Raw genomic sequence first — 24566 nt, 5'->3', positions numbered from 1 at the left:
CCTCCCTTCAAGTCCTACCATACAAGCGAGCCTGCTCGCGAAGGCGTCGTGTCAGGCAACACTACTATTGACTGACCCACCGCTTTCGCGAGCAGGCTCGCTCCCACATTGGTTTTGTGCTGTGTGCGGGGATCAGTAGTGATACCACTTCACTTCCAGCATGACTTCCGTTTCCGGGCTGGCGAGCTGGCTGAATTCGCGCTGCGCGCTCAGGCGCAAACCGAGGTTGCGCGACAGCTCCCACTGCTGATTCAGGCTCAGGCTGCGGCGCACTTCGCCGTTGAAGAAGTAGTCGCCCTTGGCCTCCAGGCTCAGATTGCCCAGCGGGTTTTTCCATAGCACGCCGGTGTTGAAGCCACCAGCCGGGGAAACGAACTCGGCGAAGTCGTTGTTGTGCTCCACGCGCACCGTGCCCAGCGCAAAGCCGAGCACGTCTTCGCCCAACTGCCACGTGCCGCCGCCGCCACCGTTGACATGGCTGACCAGCGTTTCGTCGTCATGCTTGCCCGGCACCCGCTCAAGGCCACCGGTGACTTGCCACGACAGCGGTTGCAGCAGCTCGTTGCGCGGTGTCAGCGAACGAATGGTCGCCAGATCCAGTTGCTGCAACTGCCAGTCATTGCCTTCGTACTGGCGCAGCTTCAGTTGCAGGATTTCGATCTGCGCGCCGAGGGGGAAGCTTTCGGCATTGTCATTGAGGTCGTGATAAGCCATGCGCAAGCCGTATTCGCCAAAGGCGCGATCGCCTCGCGTACCGAGGCCGGCCTGCCAGGTGCGGGACTCGTGGCCATCTTCGGGCAGACCGGGTTGCGGTATTTCCAGCTCCGGCGCCGGGTTCTTGTTGATCGCCCGCAGCAGTTCGAAACTGCGCTGCGCCCGTTGCGGGTCGCGTTCCTGGCCGTTGGCGCGGTAGCGCTCCAGACGATAGGCGGCGTCGACGATCAGCGCCTGACGTGCGCGCGGCAGGGCTTTGAACGTTGGCTCTTGCAGGACTTTTTGATCGGCGCTGACTTTCAGCACCCATTGCTGTTCGTCATCGCTCAAAGGCTCGGCGCGGCTGAGCAGTTCACGTTCGCGGGACGGGCGATATTCGATGTGCTCGACCAGCCCGGCCTCTTTCACCGCTTTGACGGTGTCGGTGGGGATTGCGGTCAGCGGGAATTGTTCGGTCAGGCGCAGGCTCGGCCGCGCCACTTGCAGCAGCTCCAGCAAGCGATACGAGCAGTTTTCGTCGAAGAAGAAGTAGTCGAACTGGATCTGCTTGAGCTCCCACACATGTTCAACCATGCGTGCGGTTTCTTCCTGGGTCAGGTTGAGGCGGTATTCCCACAGATCGCGGTTTTCCAGGCTGCGGTATTCCGAGAGTTTTTCCTGATACGGCACCAGCGCGAACAGCCCTGGGTAGCCGCCCATCAAGCCTTTCCAGGCATACAGAATGCTGTTGTCCGAGCCTTCGATGTAGGCGCCGAAGTTGATCGCGTAGCTCAGCAGCGATGTCTTGTCGGCCTGCACGTCCGCCTGATCGATGCGCAGCAGGGTGTGGCCGAACATCGACGACGGGCTGTTGAGGTACGCCGCCGGGAAAATCATCACCGCACTGTGCGGCGAGACGTCCTTGAACCATTGCTTGTATTCGGCGCATTCCGGCGCTGGCAGGTCAGCGAGATTGAGCTGCGCTTTCAGCCAGCGCGTGCGCGCGGGGTATACGCATTGTGCGTGTTGCTCGCCGAGGCTGGCCGGGGCGTACAACGCCTGCACGGTGGCGGCCAGTTCGCGATCCGGATGCTCGTTGCCGTCGGGCGCGAGAAAGAACTTCTTGTCGCTGACATAGCTGCGCCAGCCGCCGAGCTTGGCGGTTTCGTAATGACCGAGGGAAATCCAGAAGCGGTCGTTGGCCAGTTGCTGCAAACGTTGAGGATCGATGTGAGGCGCGGCGGACAGCGGGGCGCAGACACAGAGCGCCAGCCAGGCAAGGCGTTTGAGCATAGTCGGCAACTTGAACAGGAAAGAAATAAAAGACCCAAAGAGGGGCGGGCCAAAAAAACAAAACCCGCTTCCCGAAGGAAGCGGGCGGGGTCGAGCTTAAGCCTGAGTTGCGTACTTGGCCAGACGTGGGTCCGATTTCAGTACTGCCAGGGTGTTGGTATGCACGTCTTCAGCGGTCACGTCAGCTTTGCTGAAGATCTGCTGGAAGTGCTCGTGGGTCACTTGCGCGAAGTGCGCACGATCTTCCGGTGCTACGCCCAGGACCACGGCATAAGTGGTCAGCGCTTCGCCATTGCCTTTGGCCATGTCTTCGGACAGCTCGTTCATCATGCCATTCATGGCGAACCAGGATTTGCCGCCGTAGGTCAGCGATGCGTTGGTCGAGCAACCGTTGGTGCCGGAAGTCATACCAAACGTGGCGTTACCGGAAGTGCCGTTGGTGGTGGAAGCAAGGAAGTGCGCCGGGGTGCCACGCTGACCTTCGAACAGCATGTTGCCCCAACCGCAATCCGGGCCGCCCGGGGCTTGCGCCATTGCGTTGATGGATACAGCGGTGAAGAGAGTACCGAGAAGAATCCGTTTCATAGCTTTGTTCTCTTTATGTGCATACCAATGGACAGGGTTCTGGCCCTTCGCGCTCTGCCCGAGGACAAAGCCGAAAGTGTCAGTGGGCCGGTATTAGTTCCAGCCGCGCAGTTTGGAGTTTAGGCACGTTCCAGCGGTTCCGTGACTTTTTGCAAAATATTTGGAATAAACCTCTGATTTAGCGGGACCCGTCGGCCGGCCGCGCGCTTGTCTATGCTTTGTCATGTGGCGCGCCTTGCCAGTGGGGCACGGGCAGCGCCAGAATGCCGCTACCTGCCCCGCCTGATTGTTAAGGAAGCCCGATGCCTGATCCTGTTGCTGCCAGCCTGCGTCTTGCGCCCGAAGCGCTGACTCGTCCGTTTTCCGCTGAACAGTTCAGCTTCACCAGCACCAATGATCTGGAGCCCTTTCGCGGTGTGCTCGGCCAGGAACGCGCGGTCGAAGCCTTGCAGTTCGGTGTGGCGATGCCACGCCCCGGTTACAACGTATTTGTCATGGGCGAGCCCGGCACCGGCCGGTTCTCGTTCGTCAAACGCTACCTGAAAGCCGAAGGCAAGCGCCTGCAGACCCCGGCGGACTGGGTCTACGTCAACAACTTCGATGAACCGCGCGAACCGCGTGCACTGGAGCTGCCATCGGGCACGGCGGCCTCGTTCATCGGCGACATCAACGGCCTGATCGACAACCTGCTGGCGACTTTTCCGGCGGTTTTCGAACACCCGTCCTACCAGCAGAAAAAAAGCGCCATCGACCGTGCCTTCAACCAGCGCTACGACAAGGCGCTGGACATCATCGAGCGGCTGGCCCTGGAAAAGGACGTCGCGCTGTACCGCGACAGCAGCAATATCGCCTTCACGCCGATGCTCGACGGCAAGGCCCTGGACGAAGCCGAATTCGCGCAGTTGCCGGAAGCCGAGCGCGAGCGTTTTCACGATGACATTTCCGGCCTCGAAGAGCGCCTGAACGAAGAACTCGCCAGCCTGCCGCAGTGGAAGCGCGAGTCGAACAATCAACTGCGTTCGCTCAACGAGGAAACCATCACCCTGGCCTTGCAGCCGTTGCTGGCGCCGCTGTCGGAGAAGTACGCAGAGAACGCCGGGGTTTGCGGTTACCTGCAAGCGATGCAGGTCTACCTGCTGAAAACCGTGGTCGAACAACTGGTCGACGACAGCAAGACCGACGCCGTCGCGCGCAAGTTGCTGGAAGAACAATACGCACCAAGCCTGGTGGTCGGGCATCCGGCCAGCGGCGGTGCACCGGTGGTGTTCGAACCGCATCCGACCTACGAAAACCTGTTCGGCCGCATCGAGTACACCACCGATCAGGGCGCGCTCTACACCACTTACCGGCAGTTGCGTCCGGGTGCGCTGCACCGCGCCAATGGCGGTTTCCTGATTCTCGAAGCGGAAAAAATGCTCAGTGAGCCGTTCGTGTGGGATGCGCTCAAACGCGCCCTGCAATCGCGCAAACTGAAAATGGAGTCGCCGCTGGGCGAGATGGGCCGCTTCGCCACCATGACCCTGAATCCGCAGCACATCCCGTTGCAGGTCAAAGTCATCATCATCGGTGCGCGGCAGCTGTATTACACGCTGCAGGATCTCGATCCGGACTTCCAGGAGATGTTCCGCGTTCTGGTCGACTTCGACGAAGACATCCCGATGGTCGACGAAAGCCTCGAGCAGTTCGCCCAGCTCCTGAAAACCCGCACTTCGGAAGAAGGCATGGCGCCGCTGACCGCCGATGCGGTGGCGCGGCTGGCGACCTACAGCGCACGACTGGCCGAGCATCAGGGGCGCTTGTCGGCGCGCATTGGCGATCTGTTCCAACTGGTCAGCGAGGCGGATTTCATTCGCCATCTGGCCGGCGATGAAATGACGGACGCAGGCCATATCGAACGCGCCCTGAAAGCCAAGGCCACCCGCACCGGGCGGGTCTCGGCGCGGATTCTCGACGACATGCTCGCCGGGATCATCCTCATCGACACCGACGGGGCGGCGGTCGGCAAGTGCAACGGGCTGACAGTGCTGGAAGTCGGCGACTCGGCGTTCGGCGTGCCGGCGCGGATTTCCGCCACGGTCTATCCGGGCGGCAGCGGCATCGTCGACATCGAGCGTGAGGTCAACCTCGGCCAGCCGATTCACTCCAAAGGCGTGATGATCCTCACCGGTTATCTGGGCAGCCGTTACGCCCAGGAATTTCCGCTGGCGATCTCGGCGAGCATTGCGCTCGAGCAGTCTTACGGCTACGTCGATGGCGACAGTGCGTCGCTGGGCGAGGCGTGCACGCTGATTTCGGCGCTGTCGAAAACGCCGCTCAAGCAATGTTTTGCCATTACCGGTTCGATCAACCAGTTCGGCGAAGTGCAGGCGGTCGGCGGGGTCAACGAGAAGATCGAAGGCTTCTTCCGCCTCTGCGAAGCGCGCGGCCTGACCGGCGAGCAGGGCGCGATCATTCCCCAGGCCAACGTCGCCACTTTGATGCTCGATGAAAAAGTCCTCGCCGCCGTGCGCGCCGGGCAGTTCCACGTATATGCAGTGCGTCAGGCCGATGAGGCGCTGAGCCTGCTGGTGGGTGAGCCGGCCGGGGAGCCGAACGCCGATGGCGAATTCCCCGAAGGCAGCATCAATGCGCGAGTGGTCGAGCGCCTGCGCGATATCGCCGAGATGATCAGCGAAGAGGACCTTAAAGAGGCCGAGAAGGAACTGGCGCAGGAGGCTCTCGCCGAAGCCAAACCGGCCTGATCAGTTCACGCCAGACCCTGTGGGAGCGAGCCTGCTCGCGATAGCGCTGTATCAGTCGACGAATGAGTTGGCTGATCCATCGTCTTCGCGAGCAGGCTCGCTCCCACAATTTTTTTTCCAGATTGATCTCTGCGGGGATCTTCGGGGAATGTGCCACTACTCTGGCGCCAATATTCACACAATGACCATTCGGCGCCTTCTGGTTCCATTTGGCTTGCGCGGGACACTTTTCTTCTATTCTCAGGTCAAGGATATCGACAGTATCACTGGATCGAGCCAGTCCTCCCGTGGGGGCTGAATACCGGCTTTACCGAGGGTCGCCGCCATGTCGCGCAACCTCTGTCTCACCCGTCAATGCCTGGGTCTGGTGACCCGGATCGAATGCGCCGTCAAGCCGCTGGCCGGCGACAACGGTATGTGGACGCTGCTCTTCGCGGCCGGCATGGCCGGCGAACAACCTTCCGCGATCAAAGCCCAGGGCCCGTTCCACGGCCCGGTCGCGGCCGAGTCGATTCTCGACACCATCGTTGAAAGCCTGACCTTGCATGGTTACGAGCTGGCCGATGACCCGCAGATCTGGAGCCTGCATCTGCAAGCGCAGTTGCGGCAGATCAACGGCGGCCGTGGGCGCAGTCTCAACGGTTAAGGCGTTGTCTGGTCCACCTGCGCCTTGTCGAGCTTGACCTCAAAGCCGTATTGCACGGTGGCGAGGTCGGTGCGCTGATAGGTCTCCACGCGAGTCGGGCGACCATAAAAGTAGTGCACGCCGAGTAGCGCCGGGCCTTCTGCACTGGCGTCGTGGCTGACCGAAAGAATCTGCTTGAGGTAGTGGCCGCTGTCGTCCTTGACGAAGAAGCGCCACTCGTTGGCAGGGAAGGTTTTCAGGTCGACCACCAGCGTGTTGTCCTTGATCGCCAGGCCTTTGGGCAATGACTGCGCGTCGTAGGATTGCTTGGCCACTGTGGCCAGAAACAACGGCATCGAGCCCACGGCAATCGCCGGGGTTTCCGGAAACAGATTCAGATCATAAGTAATCGTCGCTTGCAGCGGATCGACCTGGTACGCCTCGGGCGGCAGTTCGATCGGCTCGTCGAGTTTGCCGCCGCGCTTTTCCGTGAAGAAGGTCACGGGACTGACGCCGGGGTTGAGTTCCTCGCCAAGCAATTCGTCATTGAAGGTGCGGCGGTGGGAAAACTCGATACGCGCCGCGCTCGGCTCTTCAACCGATTGATGAATGCGCACGCCGGCCTTCAATTGTTCCTCAGTCAGGTCCGCGCCTTTGAGCCAGTTGGCGGCGAGATCGTCATACACCACAACTGGCAGGTCCAGCGGCTGCACGGCTTTGGCCGTGGTGTGTGGATTGAAGGTGCGCACCGGCAGGTCCAGGGATTTGCGCGTCACTGTTGCCGAGGAGAAGTCGAGCACGCTGACTTCCAGTGTGTCGATCGGGCCGTGGAAATACACCTTGTTGTAGCGGCGCGGGTGGTCTTTCTCGAAGGCTTGCTGGTCGTCGCTGAGCTGTTTTTCCAGGGTATCGCTCCAGCTCTCCTGCTTCTGTAACTGCGTTAGTTGCTTCTGGTAAAACTCGACCTGCTCCGGGCTTTCGTTGATCGAACCGGCGCGCACCAGGTATTGGCCACTGGCGTCGCGGGCCTGGACGATCAGCGGATTGATCCGGGTTTCGGCGACTTCTGCCGCCAGCGGCAGGCTGTTGCTGACTTCGACCTCGGCATAGTTCTTTTCCAGCTTGAGCAGTTTGAGGCTGAGGTTGTCATTGGTGCGAGTCTGGCCGACGTCTTTCTGCGTCAGGTCAAAGCTGTACAAGCGCCGTGGCGCGATGACTTCGACCTGGCCTTGCAGGCTGACCGGTTGTGGCAGGCTTTTTTTGTCGACGTTCAGGCCATCGATGAACGGGTAGGTCACCGTCAGGTCGTCGGGATTGGTCACGTTGGAGCTGGACGGGCTGAGCTGAATGCCTGGATCGGTCTCCGACCACTCCGGCTGCCAGGCGATCACGCGTTTGTTGCTCAACGTGACCGAATGCCATTCGATGCCGTGCGGAAACAGAAAACCGCCGGGAATGTTCAGGTTGAATGGGAATACCGGCTGCAGATCGGTGAGGTAATCCGAGCTGGCGTCCTTGTGCAGCACGAACAGGCCGTTGATGAACGTATCGACTAGCGCCTGCGGAGTAGGGTAGTGCTTGAGCACGGCGAGGGCGTCGGCACCGTATTCGGTATGCGGGGTGATGTCGTCGAGCTTGAGCCGGGCCCGTTCGAGCAACAGCAGCGAACCGCCGAGTTCGGTGATGGCGTCCTTGAGCTTGGGATCGCTGATCGTGTCCAGTGACTGTTCGAAGGTGGCGGTCTTTTCGTCGAGGTTGGCGACTTGTTTTTCCTCGCCGGGCGAGCAACCGCCGATGAGCAAGGCGAGGCAGATACCGGCAGTCGTCAAGGCTGATCGCACATCCATTTCCACGCGTCCTGTCCACTGTCATTGGGCTGTCAATGCTTTGGACACTAGCAGAAAAACTTTGTCACACACACGCAGGTGGCGGATTTTCCGGCGGTTTCTGGCTGTCACAGCGGGCTGTTATACTCGCCGCCATTTCCAGCCCCTTGTGTGAGAGTCAATGGAACGCTTTATCGAAAATGCAATGTACGCCACCCGCTGGCTGCTGGCGCCGATCTACATCGGCCTGTCCCTCGGTCTGCTGGCGCTGGCATTGAAGTTCTTCCAGGAAATCATCCATATCCTGCCCAACGTCTTCGCCATGGCTGAATCGGATCTGATTCTGGTGCTGCTGTCGCTGATCGACATGGCGCTGGTGGGCGGTCTGCTGGTGATGGTGATGATTTCCGGCTACGAGAACTTCGTCTCGCAACTGGACATCGACGAAGGCAAAGAGAAGCTCAGCTGGCTGGGCACCATGGACTCGTCGTCGCTGAAGATGAAGGTCGCGGCGTCGATCGTGGCGATCTCCTCGATCCACTTGCTGCGCATCTTCATGGATGCCAAGAACGTCGATCCTGAGCATCTGATGTGGTACGTGATCATTCACATGACTTTTGTGGTGTCCGCGTTTGCCATGGGTTACCTGGACAAGGTCACCAAGCACTGATCAGCCGATCAAGGCAAAAAAACCGCCCGTCTGTTGCGAAACAGACGGGCGGTTTCGTTTGTGGCTTGTGCTTTCAAGCGCAGCGGCCTATGCCTGTAACGGTGCGATTCGCCACGGTGTGAGGTGCTTCCATGAACCTGCAAGAGTTGAACGCGTTTGCTGTTGCCAGGAAGGTCGACGAGTTGAACCTGATCTCCATGGAAGGAGGCATTTACCTGTTGGAAGCGAGGATGCATGGGACGGCGTATCCGTTGAGCGATCTCAAGGGCAATATGCTGACGCTGCGCTCAGTGGAGCACGCGCGGGATCTGCTGCATGCCTTTCCGGTACTGCCCTTCAATCTTGTGCACACCTCGGTCCATGACGAAATGTGTGGCCTGGTCGGTGACCTCGATGAAAGCCTGAAAGTCCCGCTCGCCTGGCGCTCGGCCCTGTAGGCCCCGGCCCCAAGTCCGGGGTATCTGTGCTAGTCTGCTCGCCCTTTTGGTTCCGGGCGCGCCGGGACGCGCTGTGCACGCACGGCAAGTCCTGTGGCCGTCCGCACAGCGGAGCAGTGTCATGTCCGAAGTAAATCTGTCCACCGACGAAACCCGCGTCAGCTACGGTATCGGCCGTCAACTCGGCGACCAGCTGCGCGACAACCCGCCACCGGGTGTCAGCCTGGACGCGATCCTGGCCGGTCTGACCGACGCTTTCGCCGGCAAGCCAAGCCGTGTTGGCCAGGAAGAAATGTCCGCCAGCTTCAAGGTGATCCGCGAGATCATGCAAGCCGAAGCAGCGGCCAAGGCTGAAGCAGCGGCTGGCGAAGGCCTGGCCTTCCTCGCCGAAAACGCCAAGCGTGACGGCATCACCACCCTGGCTTCCGGCCTGCAATTCGAAGTACTGACTCAGGGCGAAGGCGCCAAGCCGACCCGTGAAGACCAGGTGCGTACGCATTACCATGGCACCCTGATCGACGGCACTGTGTTCGACAGCTCCTACGAGCGCGGTCAGCCTGCAGAATTCCCGGTTGGCGGCGTGATCGCTGGCTGGACCGAAGCCCTGCAACTGATGAATGCCGGCAGCAAATGGCGCCTGTACGTGCCGAGCGAACTGGCTTACGGCGCGCAAGGCGTGGGCAGCATCCCGCCGCACAGCGTTCTGGTGTTCGACGTCGAGCTGCTGGACGTTCTGTAATACCGAGCCTGCCTTGATGGCGGGCTGAAAAATGTGGGAGCGAGCTCGCTCGCGAAGGCGGTTTTTCAGTCGACTCATTCGTTGACTGATTTATCGCTTTCGCGAGCAAGCTCGCTCCCACAGGTTTTTTTAATGCTGCTCATATTTCGATCTTGTTGTGCAGCTCATTGGTCGGGCGCAACGCCCGGGCATAGCAGAACAGGAACAGATTGCGCACCAGCTCCTTGAGTACCAGCGGCTCGCTCGAATTGAGGCTGCTGACGTCCAGATCGCCTTGATCCTGCAGCTCATGCAACGCTTCTTCTTCAAGCACTGCGCAGACTTCGCCGGTTTCCCGATGGAGGATTCTGAGGTAAGGGTGTGGGCGATCCAGCCAGGCGTCGATCAAATAAGTCATGGGTCTTATCTCCTTGAAAGGTTTCAATGAGAATAATTCTTATTCATTAAATAGCAAGTGCCTATTGGCGGATCGTGGAGTTTTCCGGGTAAAGGTTGTGTCAGGTCAAAATGACTGGCTGATGGCCATGCGCGGATTCATTGAGCCGAAGGGGGGAGGGCAAAGCTCCATCCCACGGCTGGCGCAGGATGGATGACGCAAGGCTCAGACTTTTCTGACGAACTCGGATTTGAGCTTCATCGGACCGATGCCGTCGATCTTGCAGTCGATGTCATGATCGCCATCGCACAGGCGGATGTTCTTGACCTTGGTGCCGACCTTGACCACCAGCGACGTGCCTTTGACCTTGAGGTCCTTGATCACGGTGATGGTGTCGCCGTCCTGCAGGACGTTGCCGACCGAATCTTTCTTCACGGCATCATCGGCCGCCACTTCGGCTTCGCCGCTGGCAGACCACTCGTGGGCGCACTCGGGGCAGACCAGTTGGGTGCCGTCTTCGTAGGTGTATTCGGAATTGCATTTCGGGCAGGGTGGCAACGTGCTCACTAAGGTTCCTTGGGTATCAGGAGGGCTAAAGGGCGCACATTGTATAGGGTTTTACGCGGAGGAGGGCATAGCGCAGAAACAACTGTGGGAGCGAGCCTGCTCGCGAAAGCGCTGTGTCAGTCAACATTGAGTCGATTGGCAGATTGCTTTCGCGAGCAGGCTCGCTCCCACAGGGGATGAATCAGTGCGTGCGGGCTACCGCGAACTCGCTCAGTTCCACCAGCGCATCGCGGTATTCGCTGGCCGGCAGCGCCTCGAGGCACTTGATCGCGCGGGCCACGTAATCGCGGGCCAGTTGCGCGGTGTACTCCAGCGAGCCGGACGCTTCGACGGCGATGCGGATGCTTTCCAGGTCTTCGATCCCGCCTTTCTGGATCGCCTGACGCACCAGTGCCGCCTGCTCGGCCGTACCTTCGCGCATGGTGTAGATCAGCGGCAGGGTTGGCTTGCCTTCGGCCAGATCGTCGCCGACGTTCTTGCCCAGGGTTTCTGCGTCGCCTTTATAGTCGAGCAGGTCATCAACCAGCTGGAACGCCACACCCAAGTGATCGCCGAACGTGCGCAGGGCTTCGCTCTGCTCGGCGGTCGCGCCGGCGAGCGCGGCGGCGCTGTGGGTAGAGGCTTCGAAGAGCATCGCGGTCTTGCCGCGGATGACTTCCATGTAGGTTTCTTCGCTGGTGCTGGCGTCACGCACCTTGGACAGCTGCAACACTTCGCCTTCAGCGATGATGCGCGTGGCCTGGGAGAGAATCTTCATCACCGGCATCGAGCCCAGTTCGACCATCATTTCGAACGAGCGCGAATACAGGAAGTCGCCGACCAGCACGCTCGGGGCATTGCCCCACATGGCGTTGGCGGTCGAGCGGCCACGACGCATGCCGGACATGTCGACGACGTCGTCATGCAGCAGGGTCGCGGTATGCAGGAATTCGATGGTGGCGGCCAGCAGGCGCATGTCGTCCCCTTCGCGACCCAGGGCCTTGCCACACAGCAACACTAATAAAGGACGCAGGCGTTTGCCGCCGGCCGACGTGATGTAATCGCCGATTTTCGATACCAGCGGCACTCGAGACGTCAGCTGCTTCTTGATGATGCCGTCGACGGCGCTAAAATCGTCCGCCACCGCGCGGTAGAAAGCTTGGGGTTGCATCAGCGAGAGTCGCTCCAGAAGGGTTGCGCGGCATGCTAGGACCCCCGTCCAGACCTGTCAAGGCGCGATGGACGGCCACTTGCGCGAGGCAGATTGCTTGCGTACAATCGCGCACCCTGAACTTCCTGGGCAGCACCTGCCTTACGCAATTGCACTTGGGCCGTTCCAGCCCCATGCAGCCATGCCAGCCAATACCTCTTCTTATAAAGAGCTGGGTGAGCAGGATTATCGGAGAAATACCATGTACGCAGTAATCGTTACCGGCGGTAAGCAATACAAGGTCGCTGAAGGTGAATACCTGAAGATCGAAAAACTGGAAATCGCTACTGGCGAATCCGTGACTTTTGATCGCGTTCTGCTGGTCGCCAACGGCGACGACGTGAACATCGGCGCACCAGTTGTTGCTGGCGCAACCGTCAAGGCTGAAGTGATCTCCCAAGGTCGTCACGATAAAGTCCGCATCATCAAGTTCCGTCGCCGTAAGCACCACATGAAGCGTATGGGCCACCGCCAGTGGTTCACCGAGATCAAAATCACCGGTATTCAGGCTTAATTACAGCCTAATTCCTCACTAGGAGAATTGAACTCATGGCACACAAAAAAGCTGGTGGTAGTACCCGTAACGGTCGCGACTCAGAAGCCAAACGCCTTGGCGTGAAGATGTATGGCGGCCAGGTCATCAAGGCCGGCAACATCATCGTGCGTCAGCGCGGCACCCAATTCCACGCTGGCTACGGCGTTGGCATGGGCAAGGATCACACTCTCTTCGCTAAAATCGAAGGCGTGATCAAGTTCGAAGTAAAGGGCGCCTTCGGTCGTCGTTACGTGAGCGTAATCGCGGCTTAATCGCGAGATCGCTGGAGAAGCCCTGTCTTGCGACGGGGCTTTTTCGTTTGTGGGGTGAGTCTCTTGCAAAGCTGTTTGTATGGGCTGTCGGCGTGCGATGCAGGTCGTGTCTTGGGGTCGCTGCGCTCATTTTTGCAAGAGTCTTATGTCTTGATTGTTTTTCGGCTCGTCCGTACGGCGAGAGGCGTTGGTTATGAAGTTTGTTGATGAAGTATCGATTCGCGTAAAGGCCGGTGACGGTGGCAACGGTGCCATGAGTTTCCGCCGGGAAAAATTCATTGAAAACGGCGGCCCGAACGGCGGTGATGGCGGTGACGGCGGTTCCATCTACATGATGGCCGACGAAAACCTCAACACCCTGGTCGACTACCGTTACACCCGTCACTTCGATGCCGAGCGTGGCTCCAACGGCGGCAGCACCGACTGCACCGGCAAGAAGGGCGAAGACCTGATCCTGCGCGTGCCGGTCGGCACCACCGTGATCGACTCTGCCACTCAGGAAGTCATCGGCGACCTGACCAAGGCCGGTCAGAAACTGATGGTAGTGCAGGGCGGCTGGCACGGTCTGGGCAACACCCGTTTCAAATCCAGTACTAACCGTGCACCGCGTCAGACCACGCCAGGCAAGCCGGGCGAGCAGCGCGACCTGAAACTGGAAATGAAAGTGCTGGCCGACGTCGGTCTGCTGGGCTTGCCGAACGCCGGTAAAAGTACCTTTATCCGTTCGGTCTCGGCCGCCAAGCCGAAAGTCGCCGACTACCCGTTCACCACACTGGTGCCGAACCTGGGTGTGGTCAGCGTCGATCGTTGGAAGAGCTTCGTCATTGCCGACATTCCGGGTCTGATCGAAGGCGCTTCCGACGGTGCCGGCCTGGGCATTCGCTTCCTCAAGCACCTGGCGCGTACGCGTCTGCTGCTGCACCTCGTCGACATGGCGCCGCTGGATGATTCCAGTGCTCCGGACGCGGCTGAAGTGATCGTCAACGAGTTGATCAAGTTCAGCCCGTCGCTGGCCGAGCGTGATCGCTGGCTGGTGCTGAACAAGTGCGACCAGATTCTTGAAGAAGAGCACGATGCTCGCGTCAAGGAAATCGTTGATCGCCTGGAATGGACCGGTCCGGTGTACGTGATCTCGGCCATCGCCAAGATCGGTACCGAGCGTCTGTGCCACGACATCATGCGTTACATGGAAGACCGTGCCGATCGCCTCGCCGCAGATCCTGCATACAAGGAAGAGCTGGCCGATCTCGATCAGCGCATCGAAGACGAAGCTCGCGCGCAGTTGCAGGCGCTGGACGACAAGCGTGCCCTGCGTCGCAGCGGCGTTAAGTCGGTCCATGACATCGGCGACGATGACTGGGACGAAGAAGATGTGGATGACGAAGACGGTCCGGAAATCATTTACGTGCGTGACTGATCCGTTGCGATAAACTTGAACGCCGCTCAATCGAGCGGCGTTTTAGTATCCGGAAATCGATCGTTGGTCAGCAATCGCCACGATTAACGTCACGGGCAGTGCCAGGTCGCGCTGCCCTCAAGCTAAGGTTGAAGATGATGCGGAGCAAGGTGACAGGTGCGCAGCGTTGGGTCGTGAAGATCGGCAGCGCTTTGCTGACAGCTGACGGCAAAGGGCTGGATCGCGCGGCAATGAGTGTCTGGGTCGAGCAGATGGTGGCGCTGCATGAGGCGGGCGTCGAGCTGGTGCTGGTGTCCTCCGGGGCGGTGGCGGCCGGCATGAGTCGCTTGGGCTGGACCGCACGACCCAGTGCCATGCACGAGCTCCAGGCGGCCGCTGCAATCGGTCAGATGGGGCTGGTGCAGGCGTGGGAGTCGAGCTTCGCCGAGCATGGCCGGCACACTGCGCAGATTCTCCTGACCCACGACGACCTGTCCGACCGCAAGCGCTACCTCAACGCCCGCAGTACCTTGCGTGCGCTGGTCGAGCTGAAAGTCATTCCGGTGATCAACGAAAACGACACTGTGGTCACCGATGAAATCCGTTTCGGCGACAACGACACGTTGGCGGCGCTGGTGGCCAATCTGGTCGAGGCCGATCTGCTGGTGATCCTTACCGATCGCGACGGCATGTTCGACGCCGATCCGCGCAACAATCCTGATGCGCAACTGATTTATGAAGCGCGCGCCGATGATCCGACTCTGGATGCGGTCGCCGGCGGTACCGGCGGTGCGCTGGGGCGCGGCGGCATGCAGACCAAGCTGCGCGCGGCGCGCCTGGCAGCGCGTTCCGGTGCGCACACCATCATCGTCGGCGGGCGCCTTGAGCGCGTGCTTGATCGTCTCAAGGCGGGCGAGCGCATCGGCACGCTGCTATCGCCGGAGCGCGGCATGCTCGCGGCGCGCAAGCAGTGGTTGGCCGGTCATCTGCAAACCCGTGGCACTCTGGTGCTGGATGAGGGGGCGGTGTCGGCGTTGTCCAAGGGCAACAAAAGCCTGCTGCCGGTGGGGGTGAAACTGGTTCAAGGCAGTTTCCGTCGCGGTGAGATGGTCGTCTGCATAGCGCCGGATGGTCGGGAGATCGCTCGGGGTCTGGCCAATTACAGCGCCCTGGAAGCGCAAAAAATCATCGGTCAGTCGTCGGATGCGATTGTCGGTTTGCTCGGTTACATGGCGGAGCCGGAACTGGTTCACCGTGACAACCTGATTCTGGTCTAAGGAAAATTCGATGCGTGTAGCGAAAGGATTGTTGGGCCTGCTGATGGCCATGCCATTGCTGGCCTCGGCCGAGGAAATCGGCCAGGTGTCGACGGTGTTCAAGTTTGTCGGGCCGAATGACCGGATCGTGGTCGAGGCGTTCGATGATCCGAAAGTCGAAGGCGTGACCTGCTACCTGTCACGCGCCAAGACTGGTGGAGTGAAGGGTGGTCTCGGTCTGGCCGAGGATCGTGCTGAGGCGTCGATCGCTTGTCGCCAGGTCGGGCCGATCAAGTTCAAGGGTGAGCTGAAGGATGGCGACGAGGTGTTCAAGGAGCGCACTTCGCTGGTGTTCAAGACCATGCAGGTGGTGCGTTTCCTCGATAAGAAGCGCAACACGCTGGTGTACCTGGTCTACAGCGATCGCTTGATCGAGGGCAGTCCGCAGAATGCGGTCACGGCCATCCCGATCCTGCCGTGGGTGCCGGTCCAGCAATAAGCGTCATCAATCCGAACTGTGGGAGCGAGCCTGCTCGCGAAGAGGTCATGTCGGTCGATAGAAATATCAACTGGCAGATCGCATTCGCGAGCAGGCTCGCTCCCACAGTTTTTTTGCCTGTAGCTTGTTGAATCACAGGCAATAAAAAACCGACCCTGAGGTCGGTTTTTTAATGACTGCGTCGATTAAGCGGCTTCTTTCAGCGCTTTGACGTGGCCATTCAGACGGCTCTTATGACGAGCAGCCTTGTTCTTGTGGATGATGCCTTTATCGGCCATACGGTCGATAACTGGCACAGCCAGAACGTATGCAGCTTGAGCTTTTTCAGCGTCTTTTGCGTCGATGGCCTTAACTACATTCTTGATGTAGGTACGAACCATGGAACGCAGGCTGGCGTTGTGGCTGCGACGCTTCTCAGCCTGTTTTGCACGTTTTTTGGCGGAAGGTGAGTTGGCCACCGTCGAGCTCCTCGAAAGACTTTTTAGGAAATAGCAAACAAAATAGGCCGCGAATCATGCCGATGAAGACTTGTCTTGTCAAGGGCACTTGAATCGTTCCGCTAAGTGGTAGGTATAAAGAGGCGGGATATTTATTTCCGGCGCTTGACCTGTAAACTCGCGAGCTTTGGCTCTGTGCTGTTGCGGCGCGGAGTATCGCACAAGTAGGCGCATTGTTCGCCTGCTGTTTATCGACAGGCACAAACTCTCTCAATGAATCTGCTCAAATCGTTGGCCGCCGTCAGCTCTATCACGATGCTTTCCCGGATTCTGGGTTTTGTTCGTGACACGCTGATCGCGCGGACATTCGGCGCCGGGATGGCCACGGATGCCTTCTTTATTGCGTTCAAACTGCCCAACCTGCTGCGGCGGATCTTTGCCGAAGGGGCTTTCTCCCAGGCGTTCGTGCCGATCCTGGCCGAATATAAAAGCCAGCAGGGCGAAGAGGCGACGCGCACCTTTATTGCCTATGTATCGGGCCTGTTGACGCTGGTGTTGGCAGTTGTCACTGCACTGGGCATGATCGCCGCCCCTTGGGTGATCTGGGCCACAGCGCCCGGTTTTACCGATACCCCGGAGAAATTCCAGCTCACCTCCGATCTGTTGCGGGTGACCTTTCCTTATATATTGCTGATCTCGCTGTCGTCGCTGGCCGGCGCGATCCTCAACACCTGGAACCGCTTCTCGGTGCCGGCCTTCGTGCCGACTCTGCTCAACGTCAGCATGATCGTGTTTTCGCTGTTCCTCACGCCGTATTTCGATCCGCCGGTCATGGCGCTCGGGTGGGCAGTGTTGGTCGGCGGTCTGGCGCAGTTGCTGTATCAGCTGCCGCACCTGAAAAAGATCGGCATGCTCGTGCTGCCGCGCCTGAACCTGCGCGACAGCGGCGTGTGGCGGGTGATGAAGCAGATGCTGCCGGCGATTCTCGGCGTGTCGGTCAGCCAGATTTCATTGATCATCAACACCATCTTCGCCTCGTTTCTGGTCGCAGGTTCAGTGTCGTGGATGTATTACGCCGACCGCCTGATGGAATTGCCGTCGGGCGTATTGGGCGTGGCGCTCGGCACGATTCTGCTGCCAACGCTGGCCAAGACCTACGCCAGCAAGGATCGCCACGAATACTCGCGGATCCTCGATTGGGGGCTGCGCCTGTGCTTTGTGCTGGTGCTGCCGTGCGCATTGGCGCTGGGGATTCTTGCTGAACCGCTGACTGTTTCATTGTTTCAGTACGGCCAGTTCAGTGGCTTTGATGCCGAGATGACCCAGCGTGCGCTGATTGCCTATTCGGTCGGCCTGCTCGGGATTATCGTGATCAAAGTGCTGGCGCCGGGCTTTTATGCGCAACAGAACATTCGCACCCCGGTGAAAATCGCGATTTTCACGCTGGTCTGCACGCAGTTGTTCAACCTGGCGTTGATCGGCCCACTGGCCCATGCCGGCCTTGCCTTGGCGATCAGTGCCGGTGCTTGCCTGAACGCCGGGCTGCTGTTCTATCAGCTGCGCAAGCAAAAGATGTATCAACCGCAACCGGGCTGGGGCAAATTCGGCTTCAAGCTGGTCGTTGCGGTGACCGTGATGTCGGCGGTGTTGCTGGCGGGCATGCATTTCATGCCCGCGTGGGATGAGGGCCATATGCTTGAGCGCTTCTTGCGCCTGGGCGCGCTGGTGGTGGCCGGTGTGGTGGCGTATTTCGGTATGTTGCTGCTGCTGGGTTTCCGTCTGCGCGACTTCAATCGCAAGGCCTTGAGCTGAGGTTTCAGCCTTCATGAGCAGGCATGGGCCGGCGGTTTTGTCGGCTCGTTCACTTTGCGTTACGGTGTTGCCTGTCGTCGGCCGTCGGGTGTGGTTATAATCGACCACTTTATGAGCAAGAAGCGCGTTATGCAGCTGGTTCGAGGCCTCCACAACTTGCGCCCCCGGCATCGGGGCTGCGTCGCCACTATTGGCAACTTTGACGGTGTTCACCGTGGTCACCAGGCTATCCTGGCCCGGCTGCGTGAGCGTGCGCTCGAGTTGGGTGTACCCAGCTGCGTGGTGATTTTCGAGCCGCAGCCACGGGAGTTCTTTGCTCCCGACACCGCACCGGCACGTCTGGCGCGGTTGCGCGACAAGCTGCAATTGCTGGCCGCTGAAGGCGTCGACCGGGTGTTGTGCCTGGCGTTCAACCAGCGGCTGAGCAAGCTCAGCGCCAGTGAGTTCGTCGATACCATTCTGGTCGATGGCCTTGGCGTGCAGCATCTGGAGGTCGGTGACGATTTCCGTTTCGGTTGCGACCGCCTCGGCGATTTCGATTTTCTGATGCAGGCCGGGCAGGTTCACGGTTTCACCGTCGAAGCGGCGCAAACCGTCGAGCTGGACGGCATTCGCGTCAGCAGCACGCAGGTGCGCAACGCCTTGGCTGCGGCCGATTTTGCCTTGGCCGAACGCTTGCTCGGCCGTCCGTACCGCATCGCCGGTCGCGTGCTGCATGGTCAGAAACTGGCCCGGCAACTGGGCACGCCCACTGCCAACATTCAACTCAAGCGTCGTCGCGTGCCGTTCACCGGCGTCTATCTGGTGAATGTCGACATCGACGGCAAGACCTGGCCCGGTGTCGCCAATATTGGCGTGCGTCCCACGGTGCAAGGGGATGGCAAAGCCCACCTCGAGGTCCATCTGTTAGATTTTGCCGGCGATCTGTATGACCGGCGTTTGACGGTGGTTTTCCACCAAAAGCTGCGTGAAGAGCAGCGCTTCGCCTCTCTGGAGGCATTGAAAACGGCGATCAATGCGGATGTCGCCACCGCCCGTGCACTAGCCGCACCTAGCGCCCATCGCTAATGAAGAGCCTTAAATGACCGACTATAAAGCCACGCTAAACCTTCCGGACACCGCCTTCCCAATGAAGGCCGGCCTGCCACAGCGCGAACCGCAGATCCTGCAGCGCTGGGACAGTATTGGCCTGTACGGAAAGTTGCGCGAGATTGGCAAGGATCGTCCGAAGTTCGTCCTGCACGACGGCCCTCCGTACGCCAACGGCACGATCCACATCGGTCACGCACTGAACAAGATTCTCAAGGACATGATCATCCGCTCGAAAACCCTGTCGGGTTTCGACGCGCCGTACGTCCCGGGCTGGGACTGCCACGGCCTGCCGATCGAGCACAAGGTTGAAGTGACCCACGGCAAGAACCTCGGCGCGGATAAGACCCGCGAGCTGTGCCGTGCCTACGCCACCGAGCAGATCGAAGGGCAGAAGTCCGAGTTCATCCGTCTCGGCGTGCTCGGCGACTTCGCCAACCCGTACAAGACCATGGACTTCAAGAACGAGGCCGGTGAAATCCGCGCCCTCGCCGAAATCGTCAAGGGCGGTTTCGTCTTCAAGGGCCTCAAGCCAGTGAACTGGTGCTTCGATTGCGGTTCGGCTCTGGCTGAAGCGGAAGTCGAGTACGAGAACAAGAAATCCTCGACCATCGACGTCGCGTTCCCGATCGCTGATGAAGCCAAACTGGCTGCCGCGTTCGGTCTCGCGTCGCTGAGCAAACCTGCTGCGATCGTGATCTGGACCACCACCCCGTGGACCATCCCGGCCAACCAGGCGCTGAACGTGCACCCGGAATTCAACTATGCCCTGGTCGATATCGGCGACAAGCTGCTGGTGCTGGCTGAAGAGCTGGTCGAAGCCTGCCTGGCGCGCTATGGCGTGGAAGGTTCGGTCATCGCCACCACCACCGGTAAAGAGCTGGAGCTGATCAACTTCCGTCACCCGTTCTACGATCGTCTGTCGCCGGTGTACCTGGCTGACTACGTCGAACTGGGCGCAGGCACCGGCGTGGTTCACTCCGCCCCGGCCTACGGCGTGGACGACTTCGTGACCTGCAAGAAATACGGCATGGTCAACGACGACATCCTCAACCCGGTACAGAGCAACGGCGTGTACGTGCCGTCGCTGGAATTCTTCGGCGGCCAGTTCATCTGGAAGGCCAATCCGGCCATCGTAGAAAAACTGACCGAAGTCGGTGCGCTGATGCACACCACCGTCATCGAACACAGCTACATGCACTGCTGGCGCCACAAGACCCCGCTGATCTACCGCGCCACCGCGCAGTGGTTCATCGGCATGGACAAGGAGCCAACCAGCGGCGACACCCTGCGCGTGCGCTCGCTCAAAGCCATCGAAGACACCAAGTTCGTTCCGGCCTGGGGCCAGGCGCGCCTGCACTCGATGATCGCCAATCGTCCGGACTGGTGCATCTCGCGTCAGCGCAACTGGGGCGTGCCGATCCCGTTCTTCCTCAACAAGGAAAGCGGCGAGCTGCACCCGCGTACCGTCGAGCTGATGGAGGAAGTCGCCAAACGCGTTGAAGTCGAAGGCATCGAAGCCTGGTTCAAACTCGACGCTGCCGAACTGCTCGGTGATGAAGCGCCGCAGTACGACAAGATCAGCGACACCCTCGACGTCTGGTTCGACTCGGGCACCACGCACTGGCACGTTCTGCGCGGTTCGCACCCGATGGGCCACGAGAGCGGCCCGCGTGCCGACCTCTACCTGGAAGGTTCCGACCAGCACCGTGGCTGGTTCCACTCCTCGTTGCTGACCGGTTGCGCCATCGACAACCACGCGCCATATCGCGAGCTGCTGACGCACGGCTTCACCGTCGACGAGTCCGGCCGCAAGATGTCCAAATCGCTGGGCAACGTGATCGCGCCGCAGAAGGTCAACGACACCCTGGGCGCCGACATCATGCGTCTTTGGGTCGCTTCGACCGACTACTCCGGCGAAATGGCGGTGTCCGAGCAGATCCTGCAGCGCAGCGCCGATGCCTACCGTCGTATCCGTAACACCGCGCGCTTCCTGCTTTCCAACCTGACCGGTTTCAACCCGGCCACCGACCTGCTGCCGGCCGAAGACATGCTGGCGCTGGATCGCTGGGCCGTGGATCGTACGCTGCTGCTGCAACGCGAGTTGCAAGAGCACTACGGCGAATACCGTTTCTGGAACGTCTACTCGAAGATCCACAACTTCTGCGTGCAGGAGCTGGGCGGTTTCTACCTCGACATCATTAAGGACCGCCAGTACACCACCGGCGCCGACAGCAAGGCCCGGCGCTCGTGCCAGACCGCGCTGTTCCACATCTCTGAAGCGCTGGTGCGCTGGATCGCGCCGATCCTCGCCTTCACTGCTGACGAGCTGTGGCAATACCTGCCGGGCGAGCGTAACGAGTCGGTCATGCTCAACACCTGGTACGAAGGCCTGACCGAGCTGCCGGAAGGCTTCGAGCTGGGTCGCGCCTACTGGGATCGCATCATGGAAGTGAAGGTCGCGGTCAACAAAGAGATGGAAATCCAGCGTGCGGCGAAAGCCGTCGGTGGCAACCTGCAGGCCGAAGTGACGCTGTTTGCCGAAGAGGCGCTGAGCGCCGATCTGGCCAAGCTGAGCAACGAGCTGCGCTTTGTCCTGATCACCTCGACTGCCAGCGTTGCACCGTTCGTTCAGGCTCCGGCCGATGCAGTGGCCACCGAAGTCAGCGGTCTGAAACTGAAGATCGTCAAATCGGCGTTCCCGAAATGCGCGCGTTGCTGGCATTGCCGCGAAGACGTCGGCGTGAACCCGGAGCATCCGGAAATCTGCGGGCGTTGCGTCGACAACATCAGCGGTGCTGGCGAGGTTCGTCACTATGCCTGATGCCATTGGCCGTTTCGGACGGCTGAGCTGGCTGTGGTTGAGCCTGCTGGTTCTGGTCATTGACCAGGCCAGCAAGTTCTACTTCGAAGCCAAGCTCGAAATGTTCCAGCAGATCGTGATCATTCCCGATCTGTTCAGCTGGACGCTGGCCTACAACACTGGCGCTGCCTTCAGCTTCCTCGCCGACAGCTCCGGCTGGCAGCGCTGGCTGTTTGCCCTGATCGCCATTGTCGTCAGTGCCGTGCTGGTGGTCTGGCTCAAGCGTCTGGGCCGCAACGACACCTGGCTGGCCGTCGCCCTAGCGTTGGTGCTGGGTGGCGCGCTGGGCAACCTGTATGACCGCATTGCCCTGGGCCATGTGATCGACTTCATTCTGGTGCACTGGCAGAACCGCTGGTATTTCCCGGCGTTCAACATTGCCGACAGCGCGATCACCGTTGGCGCGATCATGCTGGCACTGGACATGTTCAAATCGAAGAAAACCGAAGAGGCTGCTCATGACTGAACCGCTATCGACTGAGCAACGCATCGGCCAGAACACCGAAGTCACCCTGCACTTTGCTTTGCGCCTGGAAAACGGTGACACCGTCGACAGTACCTTCGACAAGGCCCCGGCGACGTTCAAGGTCGGCGACGGCAACCTGCTGCCGGGTTTCGAAGCCGCACTGTTCGGCTTCAAGGCCGGCGACAAGCGCACCCTGACCGTCGAGCCGGAAAACGCTTTCGGTCAGCCAAACCCGCAGAACGTGCAGACCATCCCGCGTTCGCAGTTCAGCGACATGGAGTTGTCGCCGGGTCTGCTGGTGATCTTCAACGATGCGGCCAATACTGAATTGCCAGGTGTGGTGAAGGAATTCGACGGCACGCAAGTGACCGTCGACTTCAACCACCCGCTGGCGGGCAAGACGCTGACCTTTGACGTGGAAATCATTTCCGTCAAAGCGATCTAAAAATGCAGGAGTGAGCTTCTGTGGCGAGGGGATTTATCCCCGCTGGGGTGCGAAGCGCCCCCAGACCAGTCAACGGATTCTAAGATAAGTCCGTTGACGGTCTACGACTGCTAAGCAGCCGAGCGGGGATGAATCCCCTCGCCACAACAAGCAGGTCTCCACAGTCTGTTTTCCATTGTTTTCGCGCGCAAGACACGAGGCACAGCATGCAAATCAAACTCGCCAACCCCCGTGGCTTCTGCGCCGGTGTGGACCGGGCGATCGAAATCGTCAACCGCGCCCTGGAAGTTTTCGGGCCACCGATCTATGTGCGTCACGAAGTGGTGCACAACAAGTTCGTCGTCGAAGACCTGCGCAGCCGTGGCGCGATTTTCGTCGAAGAGCTCGATCAGGTACCCGATGACGTGATCGTCATCTTCAGCGCCCACGGTGTTTCCCAAGCCGTGCGCAACGAAGCTGCCGGTCGTGGCCTGAAAGTATTCGATGCAACCTGCCCGCTGGTGACGAAGGTGCACATCGAAGTCGCCAAATACAGCCGCGACGGTCGCGAGTGCATCCTGATCGGCCACGCCGGTCACCCGGAAGTCGAGGGCACCATGGGCCAGTACGACGCCAGCAATGGCGGCGCGATCTACCTCGTTGAAGACGAAAAGGACGTGGCCGCATTGCAGGTGCGCGATCCGGAAAGACTCGCTTTCGTCACCCAGACAACCTTGTCGATGGACGACACCAGTCGCGTTATCGATGCCCTGCGCACGCGCTTCCCGGCGATTGGTGGCCCGCGCAAGGACGATATCTGCTACGCCACACAAAACCGCCAGGACGCCGTCAAGCAACTGGCCGACGAGTGCGACGTGGTGCTGGTCGTCGGCAGCCCGAACAGTTCCAACTCCAACCGTCTGCGCGAATTGGCTGAGCGCATGGCGACTCCGGCGTACCTGATCGACGGTGCCGAGGATCTGCAACAGAGCTGGTTCGACGGCGTCGAGCGCATTGGCATTACCGCTGGCGCCTCGGCACCGGAAGTGCTGGTCCGGGGCGTGATCCAGCAATTGCAGGCCTGGGGCGCGACCGGTGCCGACGAGCTGGCTGGCCGTGAGGAGAACATCACGTTCTCGATGCCGAAAGAGCTGCGCGTCCGTTCGATCTGACGCTTCTGCGTTTGTCGCACAGCGCCTGTTCGGTCTCCTGACTGCTCAGGCGCACGCGACCGGTCGCCGCCAGCACGATCTGCCGCTGGCTGACCGGTTCGCGCGGCGAGCAGACGTGTATTGTCCCTGCCTGAAACCGCCTTCCCGGCATTAGCGGTTGCCCCAAATGACTGAACCGCACATAGCGGCTCACCCACCAGTTGCCGACAATCGGTACTTTCGCCTCACTGGCGCGTTCAACCAGCAGCGGATTGCTGCTGTCCTCCGGCCCCTTGCCGCTTCGATCCAGAATGATCCGCCAACCCTGACTCCAGTCACCGTCGATGCCATGGATCACCACGCTCTGATTGTGCGTGATGGCCAGTGTGCGAGCGTGGCGGATGCCTTCGAGCAGCGACTGCGCCGCGTGGTCGCGTTGAGTCGCCTGTTTGAGTGCGGCGAACGCCGGGCTGACCAGCAGCAGAACAATTGCGCCAATCGCCAGTCCCATAAGCAGTTCAATCAGGCTGAAACCGTGTTGCGGCATGAAAAATCCCTCCGTGGAATGGTATGAGCAGCGCAATCCGTGCGCCGCGCAGGGCAAATCAGTCGGCGCGTGCCGAGC

At 60.1% G+C, this 24566-nt stretch carries 24 protein-coding genes; 16 read left to right on the top strand and 8 right to left on the bottom strand.

Translation table 11 applies throughout. From position 1 onward, the window contains the following. Nucleotides 1-132 precede the first annotated feature (132 nt). Both D8U70_RS07505 and D8U70_RS07500 read right to left on the bottom strand, forming a co-directional pair. Nucleotides 133-1986 (bottom strand): DUF4105 domain-containing protein, encoded by a 1854-nt coding sequence (locus D8U70_RS07505; protein WP_024014368.1) that lies wholly within the window; start codon nucleotides 1984-1986, stop codon nucleotides 133-135. 96 nt (nucleotides 1987-2082) lie between these two features. Continuing rightward, nucleotides 2083-2571 (bottom strand): DUF3015 domain-containing protein, encoded by a 489-nt coding sequence (locus D8U70_RS07500; protein WP_016773112.1) that lies wholly within the window; start codon nucleotides 2569-2571, stop codon nucleotides 2083-2085. Nucleotides 2572-2873: 302 nt separating this feature from the next. On the opposite strand from D8U70_RS07500, the gene D8U70_RS07495 reads away from it, so the two are divergent. Continuing rightward, nucleotides 2874-5312 (top strand): ATP-binding protein, encoded by a 2439-nt coding sequence (locus tag D8U70_RS07495; protein ID WP_024014367.1) that lies wholly within the window; start codon nucleotides 2874-2876, stop codon nucleotides 5310-5312. A 325-nt stretch (nucleotides 5313-5637) separates the two neighbouring features. Continuing rightward, on the top strand, nucleotides 5638-5958 hold the full coding sequence (locus tag D8U70_RS07485) for a hypothetical protein (protein ID WP_016773114.1): 321 nt from the start codon (nucleotides 5638-5640) through the stop codon (nucleotides 5956-5958). Here D8U70_RS07485 and D8U70_RS07480 read toward each other — a convergent pair. Then, entirely contained in the window at nucleotides 5955-7784 is a 1830-nt protein-coding gene (locus D8U70_RS07480) for a hypothetical protein (RefSeq protein ID WP_130928573.1), read from the bottom strand. The two genes, D8U70_RS07485 and D8U70_RS07480, sit on opposite strands and share 4 nt — an antisense overlap. Before the next feature lie 160 nt (nucleotides 7785-7944). On the opposite strand from D8U70_RS07480, the gene D8U70_RS07475 reads away from it, so the two are divergent. The 3 genes from D8U70_RS07475 to D8U70_RS07465 all read left to right on the top strand — a co-directional run bounded on the left by D8U70_RS07475 (nucleotide 7945) and on the right by D8U70_RS07465 (nucleotide 9609). Beyond that, nucleotides 7945-8433, top strand: a complete 489-nt coding sequence (locus tag D8U70_RS07475) for a TIGR00645 family protein (RefSeq protein WP_016773116.1) — start codon at nucleotides 7945-7947, stop codon at nucleotides 8431-8433. Nucleotides 8434-8564: 131 nt separating this feature from the next. Continuing rightward, nucleotides 8565-8870, top strand: a complete 306-nt coding sequence (locus D8U70_RS07470) for a DUF6482 family protein (protein ID WP_056790499.1) — start codon at nucleotides 8565-8567, stop codon at nucleotides 8868-8870. Nucleotides 8871-8991: 121 nt separating this feature from the next. Beyond that, the gene (locus D8U70_RS07465; RefSeq protein ID WP_039761705.1) at nucleotides 8992-9609 is read left to right on the top strand and encodes an FKBP-type peptidyl-prolyl cis-trans isomerase; all 618 of its coding nucleotides are present in this window, start codon (nucleotides 8992-8994) and stop codon (nucleotides 9607-9609) included. 139 nt (nucleotides 9610-9748) lie between these two features. Here D8U70_RS07465 and D8U70_RS07460 read toward each other — a convergent pair whose 3' ends face one another. From D8U70_RS07460 to D8U70_RS07450, 3 genes are all read right to left on the bottom strand, one after another. Beyond that, nucleotides 9749-10006, bottom strand: a complete 258-nt coding sequence (locus D8U70_RS07460; RefSeq protein WP_016773118.1) for a hypothetical protein — start codon at nucleotides 10004-10006, stop codon at nucleotides 9749-9751. Between the two features lie 204 nt (nucleotides 10007-10210). Continuing rightward, the gene (locus D8U70_RS07455; protein ID WP_016773119.1) at nucleotides 10211-10552 is read right to left on the bottom strand and encodes a zinc ribbon domain-containing protein YjdM; all 342 of its coding nucleotides are present in this window, start codon (nucleotides 10550-10552) and stop codon (nucleotides 10211-10213) included. 181 nt (nucleotides 10553-10733) lie between these two features. Continuing rightward, entirely contained in the window at nucleotides 10734-11702 is a 969-nt protein-coding gene (locus D8U70_RS07450) for a polyprenyl synthetase family protein (protein ID WP_016773120.1), read from the bottom strand. A 241-nt stretch (nucleotides 11703-11943) separates the two neighbouring features. On the opposite strand from D8U70_RS07450, the gene rplU reads away from it, so the two are divergent. The 5 genes from rplU (at nucleotide 11944) to D8U70_RS07425 (ending at nucleotide 15699) form a co-directional block, all read left to right on the top strand. Next, entirely contained in the window at nucleotides 11944-12255 is a 312-nt protein-coding gene (gene rplU / locus D8U70_RS07445) for a 50S ribosomal protein L21 (RefSeq protein WP_007924746.1), read from the top strand. A gap of 35 nt (nucleotides 12256-12290) precedes the next feature. Then, nucleotides 12291-12548, top strand: coding sequence for a 50S ribosomal protein L27 (rpmA, locus tag D8U70_RS07440; RefSeq protein ID WP_016773121.1), 258 nt, complete (start codon nucleotides 12291-12293; stop codon nucleotides 12546-12548). 193 nt (nucleotides 12549-12741) lie between these two features. Next, nucleotides 12742-13965 (top strand): Obg family GTPase CgtA, encoded by a 1224-nt coding sequence (gene cgtA, locus D8U70_RS07435; RefSeq protein ID WP_016773122.1) that lies wholly within the window; start codon nucleotides 12742-12744, stop codon nucleotides 13963-13965. 137 nt (nucleotides 13966-14102) lie between these two features. Continuing rightward, a complete protein-coding gene (proB, locus tag D8U70_RS07430; RefSeq protein ID WP_073475514.1) occupies nucleotides 14103-15221 on the top strand; it encodes a glutamate 5-kinase in 1119 nt (372 codons plus the stop codon). 10 nt (nucleotides 15222-15231) lie between these two features. Continuing rightward, nucleotides 15232-15699 carry a CreA family protein gene (locus D8U70_RS07425; RefSeq protein WP_039761698.1) on the top strand — a complete coding sequence of 156 codons (468 nt, stop codon included), beginning with the start codon at nucleotides 15232-15234 and terminating at the stop codon, nucleotides 15697-15699. Between the two features lie 185 nt (nucleotides 15700-15884). On the opposite strand, the gene rpsT is transcribed toward D8U70_RS07425, so the two are convergent. Continuing rightward, nucleotides 15885-16157 (bottom strand): 30S ribosomal protein S20, encoded by a 273-nt coding sequence (rpsT, locus tag D8U70_RS07415; protein ID WP_003228351.1) that lies wholly within the window; start codon nucleotides 16155-16157, stop codon nucleotides 15885-15887. Nucleotides 16158-16409: 252 nt separating this feature from the next. Between rpsT and murJ the strand changes: the two genes are divergently transcribed. The 6 genes from murJ to ispH all read left to right on the top strand — a co-directional run bounded on the left by murJ (nucleotide 16410) and on the right by ispH (nucleotide 23962). Beyond that, entirely contained in the window at nucleotides 16410-17948 is a 1539-nt protein-coding gene (gene murJ / locus D8U70_RS07405; RefSeq protein WP_016773124.1) for a murein biosynthesis integral membrane protein MurJ, read from the top strand. Between the two features lie 129 nt (nucleotides 17949-18077). After that, nucleotides 18078-19016, top strand: coding sequence for a bifunctional riboflavin kinase/FAD synthetase (gene ribF / locus D8U70_RS07400; protein ID WP_164558309.1), 939 nt, complete (start codon nucleotides 18078-18080; stop codon nucleotides 19014-19016). Nucleotides 19017-19029: 13 nt separating this feature from the next. Continuing rightward, complete coding sequence (gene ileS, locus D8U70_RS07395; protein WP_073475512.1) at nucleotides 19030-21861, top strand: isoleucine--tRNA ligase; 2832 nt, start codon at nucleotides 19030-19032, stop codon at nucleotides 21859-21861. Next, nucleotides 21854-22366, top strand: a complete 513-nt coding sequence (gene lspA, locus D8U70_RS07390) for a signal peptidase II (protein ID WP_024014359.1) — start codon at nucleotides 21854-21856, stop codon at nucleotides 22364-22366. Before ileS ends, lspA begins: the two co-directional genes overlap by 8 nt. Next, a complete protein-coding gene (gene fkpB / locus D8U70_RS07385) occupies nucleotides 22359-22811 on the top strand; it encodes an FKBP-type peptidyl-prolyl cis-trans isomerase (RefSeq protein WP_130928571.1) in 453 nt (150 codons plus the stop codon). Before lspA ends, fkpB begins: the two co-directional genes overlap by 8 nt. A gap of 206 nt (nucleotides 22812-23017) precedes the next feature. Then, nucleotides 23018-23962, top strand: a complete 945-nt coding sequence (gene ispH, locus D8U70_RS07380; RefSeq protein WP_016773129.1) for a 4-hydroxy-3-methylbut-2-enyl diphosphate reductase — start codon at nucleotides 23018-23020, stop codon at nucleotides 23960-23962. On the opposite strand, the gene D8U70_RS07375 is transcribed toward ispH, so the two are convergent. Then, the gene (locus tag D8U70_RS07375; protein ID WP_073475505.1) at nucleotides 23919-24488 is read right to left on the bottom strand and encodes a GspH/FimT family protein; all 570 of its coding nucleotides are present in this window, start codon (nucleotides 24486-24488) and stop codon (nucleotides 23919-23921) included. The two genes, ispH and D8U70_RS07375, sit on opposite strands and share 44 nt — an antisense overlap. Between the last annotated feature and the right edge of the window lie 78 nt (nucleotides 24489-24566).

The sequence above is a fragment of the Pseudomonas sp. Sample_20 genome (assembly GCF_004307585.1).
In the GTDB taxonomy this organism is placed as follows: Bacteria; Pseudomonadota; Gammaproteobacteria; order Pseudomonadales; family Pseudomonadaceae; genus Aquipseudomonas; species Aquipseudomonas atacamensis.
The sequence above is the reverse complement of the archived record's forward strand: the minus strand, read 5'-3'. Positions and strand labels throughout refer to the sequence as shown.